Here is a 17898-nt window from a genome sequence, read left to right on the forward strand (position 1 = left end):
CGGCCGTGGGGACGACCCCCGCTCTCCCCCCCGGCGGGGGTCGTCGCATGTCCGGACGCGGTTTCGTCCGCCTCTCCCTTCGTTCCGCGACCGCACGGGGACTCTCGCGCCGCTGCGGCCGGCGGGTCCGTATGTCCATGATTCATCACGCACGGTAATCGTGGCGCTGCTCTGTGGAAGTCGCACAGGGATCGGTGCAGGCGTCACCGGTATGGGTGATGGAGATATTCACAGGCCCTGAGTTGTCCACAGTTTTCCACCAAGATCCACATTATTTCGCGGATCGCTGCACCGTGATTCCAGCGCGCTGCGGCCGTGTCGAGTTCATGGCCGGTTCCGATTGTCGGAGCGCGTATGGCCGGATTCCGTCGGCCGTTCATATGGGGGGCCGCTTGTCGGTTCTCCGCATCTTTGGGAATCGCGGGGCCGCAGGGGCTGCGCGGCCCATGCAGCGAAGGGGGAACACCCGTGACCGGAACCGTCACCCACGACCCACCGCCCGATGCGCCGGGCCGGCCGGGCCGACCGCTCATCGTCACCGAGGACGCCGAACTTCTGGACGACCTGCTGCGCCTGTGCGCGGCCGCCGGTGCCACACCCGAGGTCCATCACGGGGTGCCGGACCACGGCGACGGCTGGGATACGGCCCCGCTCGTCCTGGTCGGCGACGACGCGGCCCGGCGGGTCGGCGGCGCCGCGCGCCGACGCGGAGTGGTCCTGGTCGGCCGGGACCAGGACGATTCGGGGGTGTGGAAACGCGCTGTGCAGATCGGCGCGGACCACGTCCTGATGCTCCCCGACGGCGAGCAGTGGCTGGTCGACCGCATCGCCGACGTCGCCGAGGGCGTCGGCCGCCCGGCCCTCACCGTCGGGGTGATCGGCGGCCGGGGCGGGGCCGGCGCCTCCACGCTCGCGTGCGCCCTCGCCGTCACCTCCGCGCGCGAGGGCCTGCGCACCCTCCTGGTGGATGCCGATCCGCTCGGCGGCGGACTCGACGTCCTCCTCGGCGGGGAGAGCGCCGAGGGGCTGCGCTGGCCGGCCTTCGCCGCCTCGCGCGGCCGGGTCGGCGGCGGCGCACTGGAGGAGTCCCTGCCGGAACTGCACGCACTGCGCGTGCTCAGCTGGGACCGCGGCGACTGCGTGGCCGTTCCGCACCAGGCGGTGCGCGCGGTGCTCGCCGCCGCCCGGCGACGCGGCGGCACGGTCGTGGTCGATCTGCCCCGCCGCCTCGACGACGGTGTCGCCGAAGCCCTTGCCCAGCTCGATCTGGCCCTGCTCGTCGTCCCCGCCGACCTGCGGGCGGTCGCGGCCGCCGGGCGGGTGGCGTCCGCCGTCGGCATGGTCGTGCGCGACGTGCGCGTGGCGGTCCGCGGGCCGTACGCGCCCGGCCTGGACGGCCGTGAGGTGGCCCGGCTGCTCGGCCTGCCACTGGCCGGCGAGGTCCCGGTCGAGCCGGCGCTGCTGCGCCCCCAGGGCGGCGCGAAACCGCCCGGCGCCACCGGCCGCGGCCCGCTCGCCCGCTTCTGCACGACCTTCTGGGAGCGTGCGCTGGTCGAGTCGGGAGGCGCCCGATGACACGTCCCGGACTCGCCCGGGCCGACGGCGCCGCCCTGCTCGACGGCGTCCGGCGCTGGCTCGCCGAGAGCGGCGGCGAACCCACTCCCGCGCGCGTGGCCCAGGCCCTGCGCGAACAGGGCCGCGTGCTCGGTGACGCCGAAGTCCTCGGCGCTGCCGCACACCTGAGGAGCGAACTGGTCGGCAGCGGCCCCCTGGAGCCGCTGCTCGCCGACCCGGACGTCACCGACGTCCTGGTCTGCGCCCCGGACCGGGTCTGGGTCGACCGCGGCCGTGGCCTGGAGCTGACCCCGGTGGCGTTCCCCGACCCCGCGGCGGTACGACGCCTCGCGCAGCGGCTGGCCGCCGTTGCCGGACGGCGCCTGGACGACGCCCGGCCGTGGGCGGACGCCCGGCTGCCCGACGGCACCCGGCTGCACGCGGTGCTGCCCCCGGTCGCCGTCGGCTGCACCTGCCTGTCCCTGCGGGTCGTACGGCCCCGGGCGTTCACCCTGGAGGAACTGGTTGCGGCCGGCACGGTGCCGCCCGGCGGTGACCGGATCCTGCGGGCGCTGCTCGCGGCCCGGCTGTCCTTCCTGATCAGCGGCGGTACCGGCTGCGGCAAGACGACCCTGCTCAGTGCCCTGCTGGGCCTGGTCGGAGCCGGCGAACGCATCGTCCTCGCCGAGGACTCGGCCGAGCTGCGGCCGGACCACCCGCACGTCGTGCGGCTGGAGACCCGGCCCGCCAACCAGGAGGGTGCCGGACTGGTCACCCTGCAGGACCTCGTCCGGCAGGCGCTGCGGATGCGGCCCGACCGGCTGGTCGTCGGCGAGGTGCGCGGTCCCGAGGTCGTCCATCTGCTCGCGGCCCTCAACACCGGTCATGAAGGCGGCTGTTGCACGGCTCACGCCAACGCCGCGGCGGACGTCCCGGCCCGGCTGGAGGCGCTGGCAACGGCCGCCGGGCTCGACCGGGCCGCGCTGCACAGTCAGCTGGCGGCCGCGCTCTCCGTGGTCCTGCACCTCGTACGGGACCGGTCCGGGCGGCGCCGGATCGCCGAGGTGCACGTGCTGGAGCGGGACGGCGCGGGCCTGGTGCGGACGGTACCCGCGCTGCGCTGGGGCGAGCGGGCGTTCGTCCGCGAACGGGGCTGGGGGCGGCTGCGGCAACTGCTCGGCGCGGCAGGCGGGTTCGGGGGCGACCTCGGGGACGAACGAGAGGCGGACCGGTGAGGGAGGGGACGGAAGTGGTCGGTGGGGCCGCAGGAATCGCTGGTAGCGGTGGGAGTGGCGGATTCGGCGGGATCGACGGACTGTCCGGGATGTCCATGGGCGCGGCGCTGGTCTGCCTCGCCGCGCTGGCGTGGCTGCTGGGCGGGCGGCACTACGGGATGCGGCGGGCTCGGCTGCTGCTCGCGGGCGGCGGAGTCGTGCCGACCGGGCCGCCCTCGTGGGACCGGCTGAGCGTGGAAGTACGGCGGCTGGGCGGCAGGTTGGGGGCCGAGTGGTGGGCGCTCGCGGCCGGTTTGCTGCTGGCGGCACTGGGCACCTCGCTGATTCCGGTCGTCGCAGGGGCAGCCGGGGTGCCGGTGCTGCGCCGGGTGCGGCGGGCACGGCAGGCCGGGCGCGAGCGTGAGCGACGGGCCGACGCGGTGATCGCCCTGTGCGGCTCCCTCGCCGGGGAGGTGCGTGCCGGACGGCAGCCGGGCGAGGCGCTGCCGCGGGCGGCGCGGGACACCGGAGGGCTCGGCGACGCGCAGGCGGCCGTGGTCGCGGCGGCGCGGTTCGGCGGGGACGTGCCCGGCGCGCTCACCACGGCGGCCCGGCAGCCGGGCGCCGAGGGCCTGCTGGGGCTCGCCGCGTGCTGGCGGGTGGCGGTGGACCAGGGCGCAGGACTCGCGGTCGGTCTGGACCGGCTGGACGCCGCCCTGCGCGCCGAGCGGGACCAACGCGCCGACCTGCGCGCGCAGTTGTCGGGTGCCCGGGCTACCGCCGTACTGCTCGCCGCGCTCCCCGCCCTCGGCCTGCTCCTCGGCACGGCCATGGGCGCCGACCCGCTCCACGTCCTGCTCCACACCGGCGCGGGCTTGGGCTGCCTGACGGTCGGCGCGGCTTTCGAGGCGGCGGGGACGGCGTGGGCGGTCCGGATCGTGCGGGGAGCGGAGGTGGTGTGAGCGGGTGCGGTGCACGGGCCGGAGCACGGCGTGCGGGCGGCGGCGTGCGGGAGTGGCGTGCGGGCACGGGTCAGGCGGGACGGGCGGTGCGGTGAAGTCGAGGAGAGACGAGGGGAACGGGCGGTATGGGTACGGAAGTTGTCCACAGGTTGGGGATGGCCGTGGTCGCGGTGCTGGGCCTCGGGTGGGCGGTCCGGCGGCTGGGGCTGGTGCGCCGGCGGCGCCGGTCGCGGCGACGGGCGGCCGAGTTGCTGGGGCTGGACGTGCCGGCACCGAGGCGGTCCTTCGACGTCGCGGTCGCGCTGCGGCGGTGGCTGCCGCCGGCCGGGGCCGGGTGCGGCGCGTGGGTGCTGGTCGGCGGCCTGCCCGGCGCCGTCCTGGGGCTGGCCGTCGGTGCGGGGCTGTGGCGGTGGCACAGCCGGCGGATGGCGGCCGGCCGGGGGGAGCCGGCGGACGGCGCCGAGGCCGCACGCGGGCTCCCGCTCGCAGCCGATCTGCTGGCCGCCTGCATCGCGGCCGGTGCCGGTCCGGTGATCGCCGCCCAGGCGGTGGGAGAGGCGCTCGGCGGGCCCGTCGGGCAGGCGCTGGCGCGGGGTGCGGCGGAGGTCCGGCTCGGTGGTGAACCGGCCGACGCGTGGCACCGGTTGGCCGCGCTGCCCGGCGCGGCGGCGCTGGCCCGGCTGCTGGCGCGGGCCGACGAGTCCGGACTGCCGGCGTCCGCCCCGGCCGCGCGCCTCGCCTCGGACGCCCGTGCGGAGTGGGCCCGCGGGGCCACCGTCCGGGCCCGGCGCGCCGCCGTACTGATCTCGGCACCCGTGGGCCTGTGCTTCCTGCCGGCCTTCATCGCCGTCGGCGTGCTCCCCGTCGTGATCGGACTTGCGGCCGGCGTGCGGGGAGGGAGGTGAGGCGTACGGGGGTGAACAGGAACGAGTAGGCGTGCACGAACACAAAAGACCTGAATCTCACGGGGGTTGGAATGAACAGAAAGATCAAGGAAGTCGCGGTACGGCTGCGGGGCAGGTGCTGCAAGGACGCCGGCATGGTCACGTCGGAGTACGCGATGGGGATCCTGGCAGCTGTCGGGTTCGCGGTGCTGCTCTACGAGGTCGTCACCAGTGGCCAGGTCCGGGCCGAGCTCCAGTCGATCGTGAAGAGGGCCCTCGGTGCGCGGATGTGAGCGAGGGGCGGACCGGGGGTTCGTGACGGCCGAGGCGGCCGTGGTGCTCTGTGTGCTGGTGGCGTTCACGATGGCGCTGGTCTGGGGGCTGCTCGTGGTGACGGCGCAGATCCAGTGCGTGGACGCGGCCCGCACGGGCGCCCGGGCCGCCGCCCGGCAGGACCCGGCCGACGCGGTGGTGACGGTGACCCGGGAGGCGGCACCGCGCGGGGCACGCGTGAGCGTGGAGCACGTGGGCGACCAGGTCCGGGTGACGGTGACGGCCAGACCCCCGGTGCTGGGCGGGCTGCCGTTCGAGGTCCGCGAGCAGGCCGTGGCGCTGGCCGAGGAGACGGTGGGAGCGCGGGAGGAGGGGCGATGAGAAAGGAAGCCGGGTGGACCGGCGGCCCTGCCTGCGGGTGCCGGGGGAGAGGCTGCCCGCGAGGCCGGCCCTGCTCCTGCCGGGACCGGGGATCCGCCACCGTCTGGAGCCTCGGGGTGATCACCCTGCTGTGCGTGGTGTTCGGCGCCGCGCTCGCGCTGGGGCAGGCCGTGGTCGTCCGGCACCGCGCGGCGGGCGGTGCGGATCTGGCCGCGCTCGCGGCGGCGGACCACTGGGACGAGGGCGGGGCGGCGGCCTGCGCCCGGGCCGGGCGGGTGGCGGCGGCCCAAGGGGTGCGGCTGGTGCGGTGCGCGATCGTGGGCGAGACCTCGGACGTGACGGCGGCCTCGGGAAGAGGCCCGTTCGCGGCGGAGGTCAGGTCGAGAGCGGGCCCTGCGGGGCCGTTGCCGGCTCCTGCGCCCCCGCCTCTGCCCCCGCCGCCTGCGCCTGCCCCGCCCCTGCCTCCGCGGGCTTCTCCTCCGGCGCTCCCCGCAACAGCACCGTGAGGAGCCGGACCGCTCCCCGCTTGTGCAACGGGTCGTTGCCGTTGCCGCACTTGGGGGACTGGATGCAGGACGGGCAGCCGGCCTCGCACTCGCAGGAGGCGATGGCCTCGCGGGTGGCGGAGAGCCAGGTGCGGGCGGTGTGGAAGGCGCGCTCGGCGAAGCCCGCGCCGCCGGGGTGGCCGTCGTAGACGAAGACCGTCGGCAGGAGGGTGTCGGGGTGGAGGGGGACGGAGACGCCCCCGATGTCCCAGCGGTCGCAGGTCGCGAACAGGGGCAGCAGGCCGATGGAGGCGTGCTCGGCGGCGTGCAGGGCACCACCGAGGATCTCCGGGTTGATCCGGGCCTCGTCCAGCTGGTCGTCGGTGACCGTCCACCACACCGCGCGCGTGCGGAGCGTACGGGGAGGGAGGTCGAGTTTGGTCTCACCGAGCACTTCGCCGGTGATCAGGCGTCTACGGAGGAAGGAGACCACCTGGTTGGTGACCTCGACCGAGCCGTAGCAGAGGCGGCCGGCGCCCCAGGGGATCTCGGTGTCCGTCTCCAGGACGGAGATCGAGGTGGTGTCGCGGGCGACCGTGGAGTACGGCGGGTCGGCCTGCTCGACCAGGGCCACCGACTCCTCCAGGTCCAGACGGCGTACCAGATAGGTGCGGCCCTGGTGGAGGTGGACCGCGCCCTCGTGGACCGTGGAGTGCGCGGCACCCGCGTCGACCGTGCCCAGCAGGCGGCCGGTGCCCTCCTCCACGACCTGCACCGGGCTGCCGCCCGCGCCGCGGATGTCGGTCAGGTCGGCGGCGCGCTCCCGGCGGGTCCAGTGCCAGGCCCTGGTGCGCCTGCGCAGCAGCTTCGCGGCCTCCAGCCGGGGCAGTACGTCCGCGCAGGCGGGGCCGAAGAGGTCCAGGTCCTGCTCGGTCAGCGGGAGTTCCGCCGCGGCGGCACACAGGTGCGGGGCGAGGACGTAGGGGTTGTCGGGGTCCAGGACCGTCGATTCCACCGGTTGGTCGAACAGGGCCTCCGGATGGTGGACCAGGAACGTGTCCAGTGGGTCGTCGCGGGCGACCAGCACGGCGAGCGCGCCCTGCCCGGAGCGGCCCGCGCGGCCCGCCTGCTGCCACAGGGACGCGCGCGTGCCCGGATAGCCGGCGATCACCACCGCGTCCAGGCCGGAGACGTCCACGCCCAGCTCCAGGGCGGTCGTGGCGGCGAGCCCGAGAAGGTCGCCGGAGTGCAGGGCGCGTTCCAGGGCGCGCCGTTCCTCGGGGAGGTAGCCGCCGCGGTAGGCGGCGACCCGCCGGACCAGGGAGCGGTCGACCTCGGCCAGCCGTTCCTGGGCGATCACGGAGATCAGTTCGGCGCCGCGCCGGGACCGTACGAAGGCGACCGAGCGCACGCCCTGCACGGTCAGGTCGGTCAGCAGGTCGGCGGTCTCGGCGGTGGCGGTGCGCCGGACCGGGGCGCCCTTCTCGCCGTGCAGCTCGGTGAGCGGGGGCTCCCACAAGGCGAAGACGACCTCCCCGCGCGGAGAGGCGTCGTCGGCGACCTCGACCACCGGCAGACCGGTCAGCCGGCGGGCGGCGACGGACGGCTCGGCGGCGGTCGCCGAGGCCAGCAGGAAGACGGGCGACGCGCCGTAGCGGGCGCAGAGCCGGCGCAGCCGGCGCAGCACCTGGGCGACGTGCGAGCCGAAGACGCCGCGGTAGGTGTGGCACTCGTCGACGACGACGTACGTGAGCGACTTCAGGAAGGAGGACCAGCGCGGGTGGGACGGGAGGATCCCGCGGTGCAGCATGTCGGGGTTGGTGAGGACGTAGTTGGCGTACTGGCGGATCCACTCCCGTTGCTCGACCGGGGTGTCGCCGTCGTACACGGCGGGGCGCACGGCGTTGCCAAGGGGTTGTGAAAGTTCCTTCACCGATCGGCACTGGTCCGCGGCGAGCGCCTTGGTGGGCGACAGGTACAGCGCGGTGGCCCCGCGCCCGTTCGGCGCACCGGAACCGTCCAGAAGGGCCGACAGGACGGGCACGAGGTACGCGAGGGACTTGCCGGAGGCGGTGCCGGTGGAGACGACCACGGAATCGCCGTCCAGGGCGTGCTCGGCGGCCAGCGCCTGATGCGCCCACGGATGCTCGATCCCGGCCGCCTGCACGGCCGCGATCACTTCCGACCGAATCTGGTCAGGCCAGACGGCATGGCGGCCCGCGCGCGGGGGCAAGTGCTCCGTATGAGTGATGCGCGCAGCCCGGCTCGGCCCCGAGGCGAGCCGGTCCAGGACCACGCCCGGAGACGGGCGGGATGCCGGGTCCGCCGGGGATCGATCGGATCGGAGATTCTTGGCCATCGGCACCGAGTGTGTCACTGGCGTGACGGACAATGGAGCCAAGGCGTCGTGCACGCCTGCCGGTAAGTGATTGAATGCCATCGCGGCTGGCGAAGCGTCCCGGGGGCCGCAAGCCGAGGTGCCCGAGGGGCGACCGCTCGATAGCAAGGTGCTGGAGGATCCGTGGACCTGTCCTTGTCGACCGAGACCGTCGGCGATCGTACGGTCGTCCGAGTCGGTGGCGAAATCGACGTGTATACCGCGCCCAAGCTGCGCGAGCAGCTGGTCGAGCTGGTGAACGACGGGAATTTCCACCTCGTCGTCGACATGGAGGGCGTGGACTTCCTCGACTCCACCGGGCTCGGCGTGCTGGTCGGCGGCCTGAAGCGCGTGCGTGCCCATGAGGGCTCGCTGCGCCTGGTCTGCAACCAGGAGCGCATTCTCAAGATCTTCCGTATCACCGGCCTCACCAAGGTGTTCCCGATCCACACCTCGGTCGAGGAAGCGGTGCAGGCCACCGACTGACCCGGACCGTCCGTCGATGTCGGGCTCCTGCCGGGAGTCCGACATCGGGCGGTCCCGTCCAGGCCGATGACGTGGCCCGGACACCGACGTACATCTGGGGTGCGGGCGCTCGGCGGCCCCGCCTCCCGACCGCACGCCCGTAGCCGCGAGGGGGATGCATGGCCACCGTCGAACTCCGCTTCAGCGCGCTGCCCGAGCACGTCCGGACCGCCCGGTTGGTGGCGGCCGCGGTGGCGCGCAGGGCCGGAGTGGACGAGGCCGTCCTGGACGAGGTCCGGCTCGCCGTGGGCGAGGCCTGCTCACGTGCCGTCGGACTGCACCAGAACAGCGGTATCTCGGCACCGGTGAAGGTGGCGCTGATCGAAGAGGAGAAACAGTTCTCCATCGAGGTCGGCGACGAGGCCCCGCACGCCGCGCCGGACAGCTCCGGCGCGGCGCAGGACGGCGAGACGGACGTCGAGGAGGACGAGATGGGCCTCGCGGTCATCAGCGGCCTCGTCGACGACGTGCAGGTCACCACCGGGCAGGACGGCGGCCTGATCCGCATGACCTGGCCGACCACACCGCCGGCGGCGGTCGTGCTCTGAAAACCGTCGCAGCAAACCATCGCAGCACTTCACCGAGGGCCCTGCCGAGCAGGGCCCTCGGTGTTTTTCCGGCTCGAACAGAGATCCTCCCGAATTCGTGAAGGAATTCACGATCATTGCCATGCCCTGGGGGCATTACTCCATTCGGGTTGTGTGGCGCGATCTCGATCATTCGCTGATGAGCCGGTTAGGCTAATTCCGTTTACCGCGCCCTGTTGAGATCACTCCGGGGTACCTAGAATCCGTCCACATCTTGAGCTCAGCCCAAGCGTCAAGGAGGACGAATGGCGGGGCTTTCTACTACTCCATCGGTTCACTCGACCAACCTCGCGGCCGCGGTCCTGACCGACCACAACCGCATCCTCGTGGCCGTCGTCGCCGTGGTCGCCCTGGCCGCCCTGGTGGTCGCGGCGATCCTGGTGCGCCAGGTGCTGGCCGCGGGCGAGGGCACCGACAGCATGAAGCGGATCGCCGAGGCGGTCCAGGAAGGGGCGAAGGCGTATCTCGCCCGGCAGTTGCGCACGCTCGGTGCATTCGCCGTCGTCGTCTTCTTCCTGCTCATGCTGCTGCCCGCGGACAACTGGAATCAGCGGGCCGGACGATCGGTGTTCTTCTTGATCGGCGCGGTCTTCTCCGCGGCCACCGGCTATATCGGCATGTGGCTGGCCGTACGCAGCAATGTGCGGGTCGCCGCGGCGGCCCGGGAAGCCACACCGGCACCGGGTGAGACGGAAAAGGATCTCACCACCGTCTCGCACACAGCTATGAAGATCGCATTTCGTACGGGCGGCGTCGTCGGCATGTTCACGGTGGGCCTCGGCCTGCTGGGTGCCTCCTGCGTGGTGCTCGTCTACGCGGCCGACGCGCCGAAGGTGCTGGAGGGCTTCGGCCTCGGCGCCGCCCTGATCGCCATGTTCATGAGGGTGGGCGGCGGCATCTTCACCAAGGCCGCCGACGTCGGCGCCGACCTGGTCGGCAAAGTCGAACAGGGCATTCCGGAGGACGATCCGCGCAATGCCGCGACCATCGCCGACAACGTGGGCGACAACGTCGGCGACTGCGCGGGCATGGCGGCCGACCTCTTCGAGTCGTACGCCGTGACGCTGGTGGCCGCGCTGATCCTCGGCAAGGTCGCCTTCGGCAACTCCGGGCTGGCGTTCCCGCTGCTCGTGCCGGCCATCGGCGTCGTCACCGCGATGATCGGCATCTTCGCGGTCGCTCCGCGCCGCACGGACCGCAGCGGCATGAGCGCGATCAACCGCGGCTTCTTCATCTCCGCGGTGATCTCCCTCGTGCTGGTGGCGGTCGCGGTCTTCGTCTACCTGCCGTCGTCGTACTCCGCCCTGCACGGCGTGACGGACGCGGCGATCCGCGGCAAGGACGGCGATCCGCGAATGCTCGCCCTCGTCGCGGTCGCCATCGGCATCCTGCTCGCCGCCGTCATCCAGCAGCTCACCGGCTACTTCACCGAGACCACCCGGCGCCCGGTGCGGGACGTCGGCAAGACCTCCCTCACCGGCCCGGCGACGGTCGTGCTGTCCGGCATCTCGCTCGGTCTGGAGTCCGCCGTCTACACCGCGCTGCTCATCGGGCTCAGCGTGTACGGCGCCTTCCTGCTCGGCGGTACGTCGATCATGCTGGCGCTGTTCGCGGTCGCCCTCGCCGGCACCGGCCTGCTCACCACGGTCGGCGTGATCGTCGCGATGGACACCTTCGGCCCGGTCTCCGACAACGCCCAGGGCATCGCCGAGATGTCCGGTGACGTCGAGGGCGCGGGTGCGCAGGTGCTCACCAACCTGGACGCGGTCGGCAACACCACCAAGGCCATCACCAAGGGCATCGCCATCGCCACCGCCGTCCTCGCGGCCTCGGCGCTGTTCGGGTCCTACCGGGACGCCATCACCACCAACGTGCAGAACGTGGGGGAGAAGCTCACCGGGCCCGGCTCGCCGATGAGTCTGTCGCTGGACATCTCGCAGCCCAACAACCTCGTCGGGCTCATCGCGGGCGCCGCGGTCGTGTTCCTCTTCTCCGGACTGGCCATCAACGCCGTGTCCCGCTCGGCGGGTTCGGTGGTGTTCGAGGTGCGGCGGCAGTTCCGCGAGCACCCCGGGATCATGGACTACACCGAGAAGCCCGAGTACGGGCGTGTCGTCGACATCTGCACCAAGGACGCCCTGCGGGAGCTGGCCACACCGGGTCTGCTCGCCGTGATGGCGCCCATCTTCGTCGGCTTCACGCTCGGCGTCGGCGCGCTCGGCTCCTATCTCGCCGGCGCGATCGGCGCGGGCACGCTGATGGCGGTGTTCCTCGCCAACTCCGGTGGCGCCTGGGACAACGCCAAGAAGCTGGTGGAGGACGGCCACCACGGCGGCAAGGGCAGTGACGCCCACGCGGCCACGGTGATCGGTGACACCGTCGGCGACCCGTTCAAGGACACCGCCGGACCGGCCATCAACCCGCTGCTGAAGGTCATGAACCTGGTCTCGCTGCTCATCGCACCCGCGGTGATCAAGTTCTCCTACGGCGCCGACAAGAACATCGGTGTACGGATCCTGATCTCGGCCCTCTCGCTCGCCGTGATCGTCATCGCCGTGTACGTCTCCAAGCGGCGCGGCATCGCCGTGGGTGACGACGAGAGCACCGAGCGGGTCGCCAACTCGGCCAGTACAGCGGTGGCTTCGTAGCCGTACTGCTGGTTCGTTCCGGAAGCCCTGCTCAACGGGTGGGCGGGCGGCGCGTGTTGACGTGCCGCCCGCCCACCCGCGTCTGCGGGGACGTATGCGCGACGCGGGCGGGGCGGCTGTGGGCTCGCCCACGTGGTGAGCCTTCTCTCTCTCGGCTCTCTTGGTGCAAAGGGTCACAAGGGGCGCTTTAGGGGGCGTACGGGATGTGAGGGGTGTGCGACCGACGTGTAGGGTCCGTGGGCCGAGAGCCATGGAAGGGACCGATCCGGTGAACAAGAAGCTCGCGGCCGCACTGTCCGGCGGTGCGGTACTGGTAGTGGCGCTGACGGGATGCACCGGCAGCGGCAGCGGCAACAACGGCGACAAGGGGCCCGACCCCAAGATGGTCGCCTGGGCCAAGTCCGTGTGCCAGCCGCTGCCCGCGCAGCAGGCGAAGATCTCGGGTGCCTACGACGCGCTGTCGAAGGTCGCCAAGGACGGCCCGCCGAAGGACGTCCAGCAGACCGACTCCCAGGCCTTCCAGGACCTGGCCGACGGCTTCAAGGCGCGCGCGGCCACCCTGGACGGTGCCGGGGCGCCTCCGGGCGTCGAGGGCGGCGCGCAGAAGCAGCAGGACGCCGTCAAGAAGCTGACGGCCCTGTCGGCGGCGTACGCCGACCTGAAGAAGCGGGTGGACGGTCTCGACACCAAGGACCAGACGAAGTTCGCCTCCGGCCTGAGTGACCTCTCGGACCGGATGAAGGTGGTGCTCACGCAGTACGACAGCGTGATCGCCGCCTTGAAGAACCTGGAGAAGGGCGACGTCAACGAGGCGGTCGCCAAGCAGGCGGGCTGCACGAAGACCTCCGGGTCGAGCTCCGCGTCGCCGTCGTCCGCCAACGGCTGAGTCGTCCGTCGCGGGCCACAATGGGGGGCGTGACTGACACCGGACTCGCCCCCCTGCCCGCCTCCGACCGGCCCGACGCCGCCGCGCGCCTGCGGGAGGCGCTGCTGGCCGCCTCCTTCACCGCCGATGGGCTGCTCGACCTGCTCGGCGCCCCCGCGTACGCGGCGCTGGCCCGCAGCGAGACCGTGCCCGCCCTGCGGGCGACCCGCGGCGACACGCCGCCGGAGACGCTCGTACGGCTCTTCCTGCTGCAGCAACCGGTGCCGTACGCGCGCGTGGCGGCCGTTCTGCCGGCCGAGGAGGCCGTGGACGCCGGGTGGCTCATGCGCGTGGGCGGCGACGAGGTGGCCGCCACCGTGGACGTACGGCCCTACGGCGGCCCCGGCGGCGAGGACTGGTTCATCGTCTCCGACCTGGGCTGCGCGGTGGGCGGTGCGGGCGGCATCGGGCAGCACGACGAGCGCGTCGTCCTGGGCGTCGGCGGCGCCTCCACGACCCTCGCCGGCATCACCGTCCGTACTCCGGTCGCCTCCGCCCTGGACCTCGGTACCGGTTCCGGCATCCAGGCCCTGCACGCCGCCCAGCACGCCACGCGCGTGACGGCGACGGATCTCAACCCGCGCGCGCTGCACATCACCGCGCTCACACTGGCGCTGTCCGGCGCGCCGGCGGCCGACCTGCGCGAGGGCTCGCTCTTCGAGCCGGTCCGGGACGACGAGACCTACGACCTGATCGTCTCCAACCCGCCCTTCGTCATCTCTCCCGGCGCCCGGCTGACGTACCGGGACGGCGGGATGGGCGGGGACGATCTGTGCCGCTCGCTCGTTCAACAGGCGGGGGAACGGCTGAACGAGGGCGGGTTCGCGCAGTTCCTCGCCAACTGGCAGCACGTGGCAGGGGAGGACTGGCAGGACAGACTCAGGTCGTGGGTGCCGCGCGGGTGCGATGCCTGGATCGTGCAGCGCGAGGTGCAGGACGTCACGCAGTACGCCGAGCTGTGGCTGAGGGACGCCGGTGACCACCGCGGGGATCCGGCGGACTACCAGGCGCGTTACGACGCCTGGCTCGACGAGTTCGAGGCGCGCAAGGTCAAGGCGGTCGGCTTCGGCTGGATCACCCTGCGCCGGACGGGTTCCGCCGAGCCCGTCGTCACCGTGGAGGAGTGGCCGCACCCGGTCGAGCAGCCTCTCGGGGACGCGATCCGGGCGCACTTCGAGCGCCTCGACTATCTCCGCGAGCACGACGACGCGGCGCTGCTCGACGGCCACTTCAGGCTGACCGCCGAGGTGGTCCAGGAGCAGGTCGGCCTGCCCGGCGCCGAGGACCCGGAGCACGTGGTGCTGCGTCAGCACCGCGGCATGCGTCGGGCCACGAAGGTGGACACGATCGGCGCGGGCTTCGCGGGCGTGTGCGACGGCACGCTCAGCGCGGGCCGGATCCTGGACGCCATCGCGCAGCTCATGGACGAGAACCCGGTCCTGCTCCGCGACCGCACCCCGGCCCAGATCCGCCTGCTCGTGGAACAGGGCTTCCTGGAGCCGGTGCGCTGACCCCGCCCCGGAGGGCCCCGGAGCGCCCCGGCACGCCGCTCGGCGCGGTCGGATGCAAAAAGGCCGGAAAATGCGGATGGCATGTGTGCCCGGGTGGCGCTCGATCGCGTGTTCGATATTGGGTCGACTCGCCGTTCACCCCGATGTCGCCCGCCCGTCTCCCGCGCGTGCCACCCTCCCCGCGCTGGGCGGAGCCGGAGGCGCGGGAGGGGGGTGCGGGGAATGGAGAGCGGGCCGGCGATCTTCGCGGGAGTGGTGTTCGCCCTGTTCGGAGGCGCCCTGCTGGCCTGGACCGGCACCCGGGCCCGGCGCGGGGAACCGGTGGCCCACGGTGTGAACCGAGTCGCATCGGCCACCCTCGCGAGCGTCGCCGGAACGGTCGCGCTCGCCCTCGGCGTGTACTGCCTGACCCGTCTCTGACGTCGGCGGGACTCCCGCGAGGGCCTGTCGCGGGAGTAAGGGGAGCGTCACGCTCCGGACATGGGGTACGGCGCTGCCGGGCAGTCCGGGCGGCAGGAATGCCGGTAGTCGGGTTACCGTTCGAGTGGCCGTTGTGGGCTTTTCCCGTTTGACACGGGGGCGGGATGTACCGTCACACTCCGCAGCGTCACACGTGCCAGCACGCCGCGACCCCGGGACGAAGGCCTGGGGAGGCCACAGCGTCGACCGGAGAGAAGAGCGAAGTTGTCCCCGACCAGCGAGACCGCACAGGGCGGCCGCCGACTCGTCATCGTCGAGTCGCCTGCCAAGGCGAAGACGATCAAGGGCTACCTCGGCCCCGGCTACGTCGTCGAGGCGAGCGTCGGGCACATCCGTGACCTTCCCAACGGCGCCGCCGAGGTGCCCGAGAAGTACACCGGCGAGGTGCGCCGCCTCGGTGTGGACGTAGAACACGACTTCCAGCCGATCTATGTCATCAACGCGGACAAGAAGGCCCAGGTCAAGAAGCTCAAGGACCTGCTGAAGGACTCCGACGAGCTCTTCCTCGCCACCGATGAGGACCGGGAGGGCGAGGCGATCGCCTGGCACCTCCAGGAGGTCCTCAAGCCGAAGATCCCCGTCAAGCGGATGGTCTTCCACGAGATCACCAAGGACGCGATCCGCGAGGCCGTCGCCAACCCGCGCCAGCTCAACCAGAAGCTGGTCGACGCCCAGGAGACCCGCCGCATCCTCGACCGCCTCTACGGCTACGAGGTCTCGCCGGTCCTGTGGAAGAAGGTCATGCCCCGGCTGTCGGCCGGCCGTGTCCAGTCCGTCGCCACGCGTCTCGTGGTCGAGCGGGAACGCGAGCGCATCGCTTTTCGTTCTGCCGAGTACTGGGACCTGACGGGCACTTTCGCGACCGGCCGTGCGGGAGACTCGTCGGACCCGTCGTCGCTGGTCGCCCGCCTCCAGACCGTCGACGGCAGGCGCGTCGCGCAGGGCCGCGACTTCGACTCCCTGGGACAGCTCAAGAGCGAGAACACCCTCCACCTCGACGAGGCGACCGCCCGCGCCCTCGCCGCCGCCCTGGAGAGCACCCGCTTCTCCGTGCGCTCGGTCGAGTCCAAGCCGTACCGCCGCTCGCCGTACGCCCCGTTCCGTACGACGACGCTCCAGCAGGAGGCGAGCCGCAAGCTCGGCTTCGGCGCGAAGGCCACCATGCAGGTGGCCCAGAAGCTGTACGAGAACGGCTACATCACGTACATGCGTACGGACTCCACGACGCTGAGCGACACGGCGATCGCGGCGGCCCGCGCGCAGGTCACGCAGCTCTACGGCGCCGACTACCTCCCGCCGCAGCCGCGCACGTACGCCGGCAAGGTCAAGAACGCCCAGGAGGCGCACGAGGCGATCCGCCCCTCGGGTGATCGTTTCCGCACCCCGGCCGAGACCGGCCTGAGCGGCGACCAGTTCAAGCTCTACGAGCTGATCTGGAAGCGGACCGTCGCCTCCCAGATGAAGGACGCGACCGGCAACAGCGTGACCGTGAAGATCGGCGGCACCGCGGCCGACGGCCGGGACGTCGAGTTCAGCGCCTCCGGCAAGACGATCACCTTCCACGGCTTCCTGAAGGCCTACGTCGAGGGTGCCGACGACCCGAACGCCGAGCTGGACGACCGCGAGCGCCGGCTGCCCCAGGTCGCCGAGGGCGACGCGCTGTCCGCCGAGGAGATCACGGTCGACGGCCACGCCACCAAGCCCCCGGCCCGCTACACCGAGGCCTCCCTGGTCAAGGAGCTGGAAGAGCGCGAGATCGGCCGCCCGTCGACGTACGCGTCGATCATCGGCACGATCCTCGACCGCGGCTACGTCTTCAAGAAGGGCACGGCCCTGGTGCCGTCCTTCCTGTCCTTCGCCGTGGTCAACCTCCTGGAGAAGCACTTCGGGCGGCTCGTCGACTACGACTTCACCGCCAAGATGGAGGACGACCTCGACCGCATCGCCGCCGGTCAGGCGAAGGCCGTGCCGTGGCTGAAGCGCTTCTACTTCGGTGAGACCCTGTCCGACAGCGGCTCCGCCGCGGGGGGCCACGGCACCGCGGCCGACGCCGGCAACGGCGACGGGGACCACCTCGGCGGCCTCAAGGAGCTGGTGACCGACCTGGGCGCGATCGACGCGCGCGAGGTGTCGTCGTTCCCGGTGGGCAACGGCATCGTGCTCCGCGTCGGCCGCTACGGCCCCTACATCGAGCGCGGCGAGAAGGACACCGAGCAGCACCAGCGCGCCGACATCCCGGACGACCTGGCGCCGGACGAGCTGTCCGTCGAGCTGGCCGAGGAGCTGCTGGCCAAGCCCAGCGGCGACTTCGAGCTGGGTGCCGACCCGGTCACGGGCCACCAGATCGTCGCCAAGGCCGGCCGCTACGGCCCGTACGTCACGGAGATCCTCCCCGAGGGCACTCCGAAGACCGGCAAGAACGCGGTCAAGCCGCGCACGGCCTCGCTCTTCAAGTCCATGTCGCTCGACACGGTGACGCTGGAGGAGGCGCTGCAGCTGATGTCGCTGCCGCGCGTCGTCGGCGCCGACGCCGAGGGCCAGGAGATCACCGCGCAGAACGGCCGCTACGGCCCGTACCTGAAGAAGGGCACTGACTCGCGCTCGCTCCAGTCCGAGGACCAGCTCTTCACGATCACGCTGGAGGAGGCGCTGGCGATCTACGCCCAGCCCAAGCAGCGTGGCCGCGCGGCCGCCAAGCCGCCGCTGAAGGAGCTGGGCACCGACCCGGTCAGCGAGAAGCCGGTCGTGGTCAAGGACGGCCGCTTCGGTCCGTACGTCACCGACGGCGAGACCAACGCGACCCTGCGCTCCGGCGACAGCGTCGAGACGATCACCCCGGAGCGCGGCTTCGAGCTGCTCGCCGAGAAGCGCGCGAAGGGGCCCGCCAAGAAGACCGCGAAGAAGGCGCCGGCCAAGAAGGCGGCCCCGGCGAAGAAGACCGCGGCCAAGAAGACGGCGGCGAAGAAGACGACCGCGGCCGCGAAGAAGACCACGGCGGCCAAGAAGACCACCGCCAAGAAGACCACCGCCAAGAAGGCCACCGCCGCCGAGGCCACGGCCTCCGGCACGGAGGACTGATCCGCCGCACGGTC

The 17898-nt window shown here is 72.5% G+C and carries 14 protein-coding genes and 1 pseudogene; 14 read left to right on the plus strand and 1 reads right to left on the minus strand.

What is annotated here, in order from left to right; genetic code table 11:
- The first annotated feature begins 468 nt into the window (after window positions 1–468).
- The 7 genes and pseudogenes from ssd to BIV25_RS52820 all read left to right on the plus strand — a co-directional run.
- Entirely contained in the window at window positions 469–1575 is a 1107-nt protein-coding gene (gene ssd / locus BIV25_RS17190) for a septum site-determining protein Ssd (protein WP_071373223.1), read from the plus strand.
- On the plus strand, window positions 1572–2789 hold the full coding sequence (locus BIV25_RS17195) for a TadA family conjugal transfer-associated ATPase (protein ID WP_071373224.1): 1218 nt from the start codon (window positions 1572–1574) through the stop codon (window positions 2787–2789). Before ssd ends, BIV25_RS17195 begins: the two co-directional genes overlap by 4 nt.
- A 95-nt stretch (window positions 2790–2884) precedes the next feature.
- Window positions 2885–3730, plus strand: a complete 846-nt coding sequence (locus BIV25_RS17200) for a type II secretion system F family protein (RefSeq protein WP_371273034.1) — start codon at window positions 2885–2887, stop codon at window positions 3728–3730.
- Window positions 3731–3855: 125 nt separating this feature from the next.
- Complete coding sequence (locus tag BIV25_RS17205; RefSeq protein ID WP_071373226.1) at window positions 3856–4635, plus strand: type II secretion system F family protein; 780 nt, start codon at window positions 3856–3858, stop codon at window positions 4633–4635.
- A gap of 71 nt (window positions 4636–4706) precedes the next feature.
- Complete coding sequence (locus tag BIV25_RS17210) at window positions 4707–4907, plus strand: DUF4244 domain-containing protein (protein ID WP_071373227.1); 201 nt, start codon at window positions 4707–4709, stop codon at window positions 4905–4907.
- A 22-nt stretch (window positions 4908–4929) separates the two neighbouring features.
- The gene (locus BIV25_RS17215) at window positions 4930–5268 is read left to right on the plus strand and encodes a TadE family type IV pilus minor pilin (protein ID WP_071373228.1); all 339 of its coding nucleotides are present in this window, start codon (window positions 4930–4932) and stop codon (window positions 5266–5268) included.
- Window positions 5265–5696: pseudogene (locus tag BIV25_RS52820) on the plus strand (Rv3654c family TadE-like protein); the annotation flags it as partial. The gene BIV25_RS17215 and the pseudogene BIV25_RS52820, both read left to right, overlap by 4 nt.
- Here BIV25_RS52820 and BIV25_RS17220 read toward each other — a convergent pair.
- Window positions 5644–8193: a DEAD/DEAH box helicase gene (locus tag BIV25_RS17220; RefSeq protein WP_256255875.1), complete on the minus strand. Its 2550-nt coding sequence runs from the start codon at window positions 8191–8193 to the stop codon at window positions 5644–5646. The pseudogene BIV25_RS52820 and the gene BIV25_RS17220 overlap by 53 nt on opposite strands.
- An 81-nt stretch (window positions 8194–8274) precedes the next feature.
- On the opposite strand from BIV25_RS17220, the gene bldG reads away from it, so the two are divergent.
- The 7 genes from bldG (at window position 8275) to topA (ending at window position 17884) form a co-directional block, all read left to right on the plus strand.
- Window positions 8275–8616 carry an anti-sigma factor antagonist BldG gene (gene bldG / locus BIV25_RS17225; RefSeq protein WP_071373230.1) on the plus strand — a complete coding sequence of 114 codons (342 nt, stop codon included), beginning with the start codon at window positions 8275–8277 and terminating at the stop codon, window positions 8614–8616.
- A gap of 158 nt (window positions 8617–8774) precedes the next feature.
- Entirely contained in the window at window positions 8775–9203 is a 429-nt protein-coding gene (locus tag BIV25_RS17230; RefSeq protein WP_071373231.1) for an ATP-binding protein, read from the plus strand.
- A gap of 284 nt (window positions 9204–9487) precedes the next feature.
- Complete coding sequence (locus BIV25_RS17235; RefSeq protein ID WP_071373232.1) at window positions 9488–11890, plus strand: sodium-translocating pyrophosphatase; 2403 nt, start codon at window positions 9488–9490, stop codon at window positions 11888–11890.
- 268 nt (window positions 11891–12158) lie between these two features.
- A complete protein-coding gene (locus BIV25_RS17240; RefSeq protein ID WP_256255877.1) occupies window positions 12159–12776 on the plus strand; it encodes a small secreted protein in 618 nt (205 codons plus the stop codon).
- A gap of 20 nt (window positions 12777–12796) precedes the next feature.
- Complete coding sequence (locus BIV25_RS17245) at window positions 12797–14326, plus strand: class I SAM-dependent methyltransferase (RefSeq protein ID WP_177235313.1); 1530 nt, start codon at window positions 12797–12799, stop codon at window positions 14324–14326.
- Between the two features lie 222 nt (window positions 14327–14548).
- Window positions 14549–14746 carry a hypothetical protein gene (locus BIV25_RS17250; protein WP_071373235.1) on the plus strand — a complete coding sequence of 66 codons (198 nt, stop codon included), beginning with the start codon at window positions 14549–14551 and terminating at the stop codon, window positions 14744–14746.
- 264 nt (window positions 14747–15010) lie between these two features.
- The gene (gene topA / locus BIV25_RS17255; protein WP_071373236.1) at window positions 15011–17884 is read left to right on the plus strand and encodes a type I DNA topoisomerase; all 2874 of its coding nucleotides are present in this window, start codon (window positions 15011–15013) and stop codon (window positions 17882–17884) included.
- The last annotated feature ends 14 nt before the right edge of the window (window positions 17885–17898 follow it).

Source organism: Streptomyces sp. MUSC 14 (genome assembly GCF_001866675.1).
In the GTDB taxonomy this organism is placed as follows: domain Bacteria; phylum Actinomycetota; class Actinomycetes; order Streptomycetales; family Streptomycetaceae; genus Streptomyces.

Excerpts from the sequence above, each read along its gene's own strand:
- BIV25_RS17200 (WP_371273034.1), top strand. The coding sequence starts at position 2,885 with ATGGGCGCGGCGCTGGTCTGCCTCGCCGCGCTGGCGTGGCTGCTGGGC.
- BIV25_RS17230 (WP_071373231.1), top strand. The coding sequence starts at position 8,775 with ATGGCCACCGTCGAACTCCGCTTCAGCGCGCTGCCCGAGCACGTCCGG.
- BIV25_RS17250 (WP_071373235.1), top strand. The coding sequence starts at position 14,549 with ATGGAGAGCGGGCCGGCGATCTTCGCGGGAGTGGTGTTCGCCCTGTTC.
- BIV25_RS17195 (WP_071373224.1), top strand. The coding sequence starts at position 1,572 with ATGACACGTCCCGGACTCGCCCGGGCCGACGGCGCCGCCCTGCTCGAC.
- BIV25_RS17220 (WP_256255875.1), bottom strand. The coding sequence starts at position 8,193 with ATGGCATTCAATCACTTACCGGCAGGCGTGCACGACGCCTTGGCTCCA.
- BIV25_RS17235 (WP_071373232.1), top strand. The coding sequence starts at position 9,488 with ATGGCGGGGCTTTCTACTACTCCATCGGTTCACTCGACCAACCTCGCG.
- BIV25_RS17205 (WP_071373226.1), top strand. The coding sequence starts at position 3,856 with ATGGGTACGGAAGTTGTCCACAGGTTGGGGATGGCCGTGGTCGCGGTG.
- BIV25_RS17245 (WP_177235313.1), top strand. The coding sequence starts at position 12,797 with ATGGGGGGCGTGACTGACACCGGACTCGCCCCCCTGCCCGCCTCCGAC.
- BIV25_RS17210 (WP_071373227.1), top strand. The coding sequence starts at position 4,707 with ATGAACAGAAAGATCAAGGAAGTCGCGGTACGGCTGCGGGGCAGGTGC.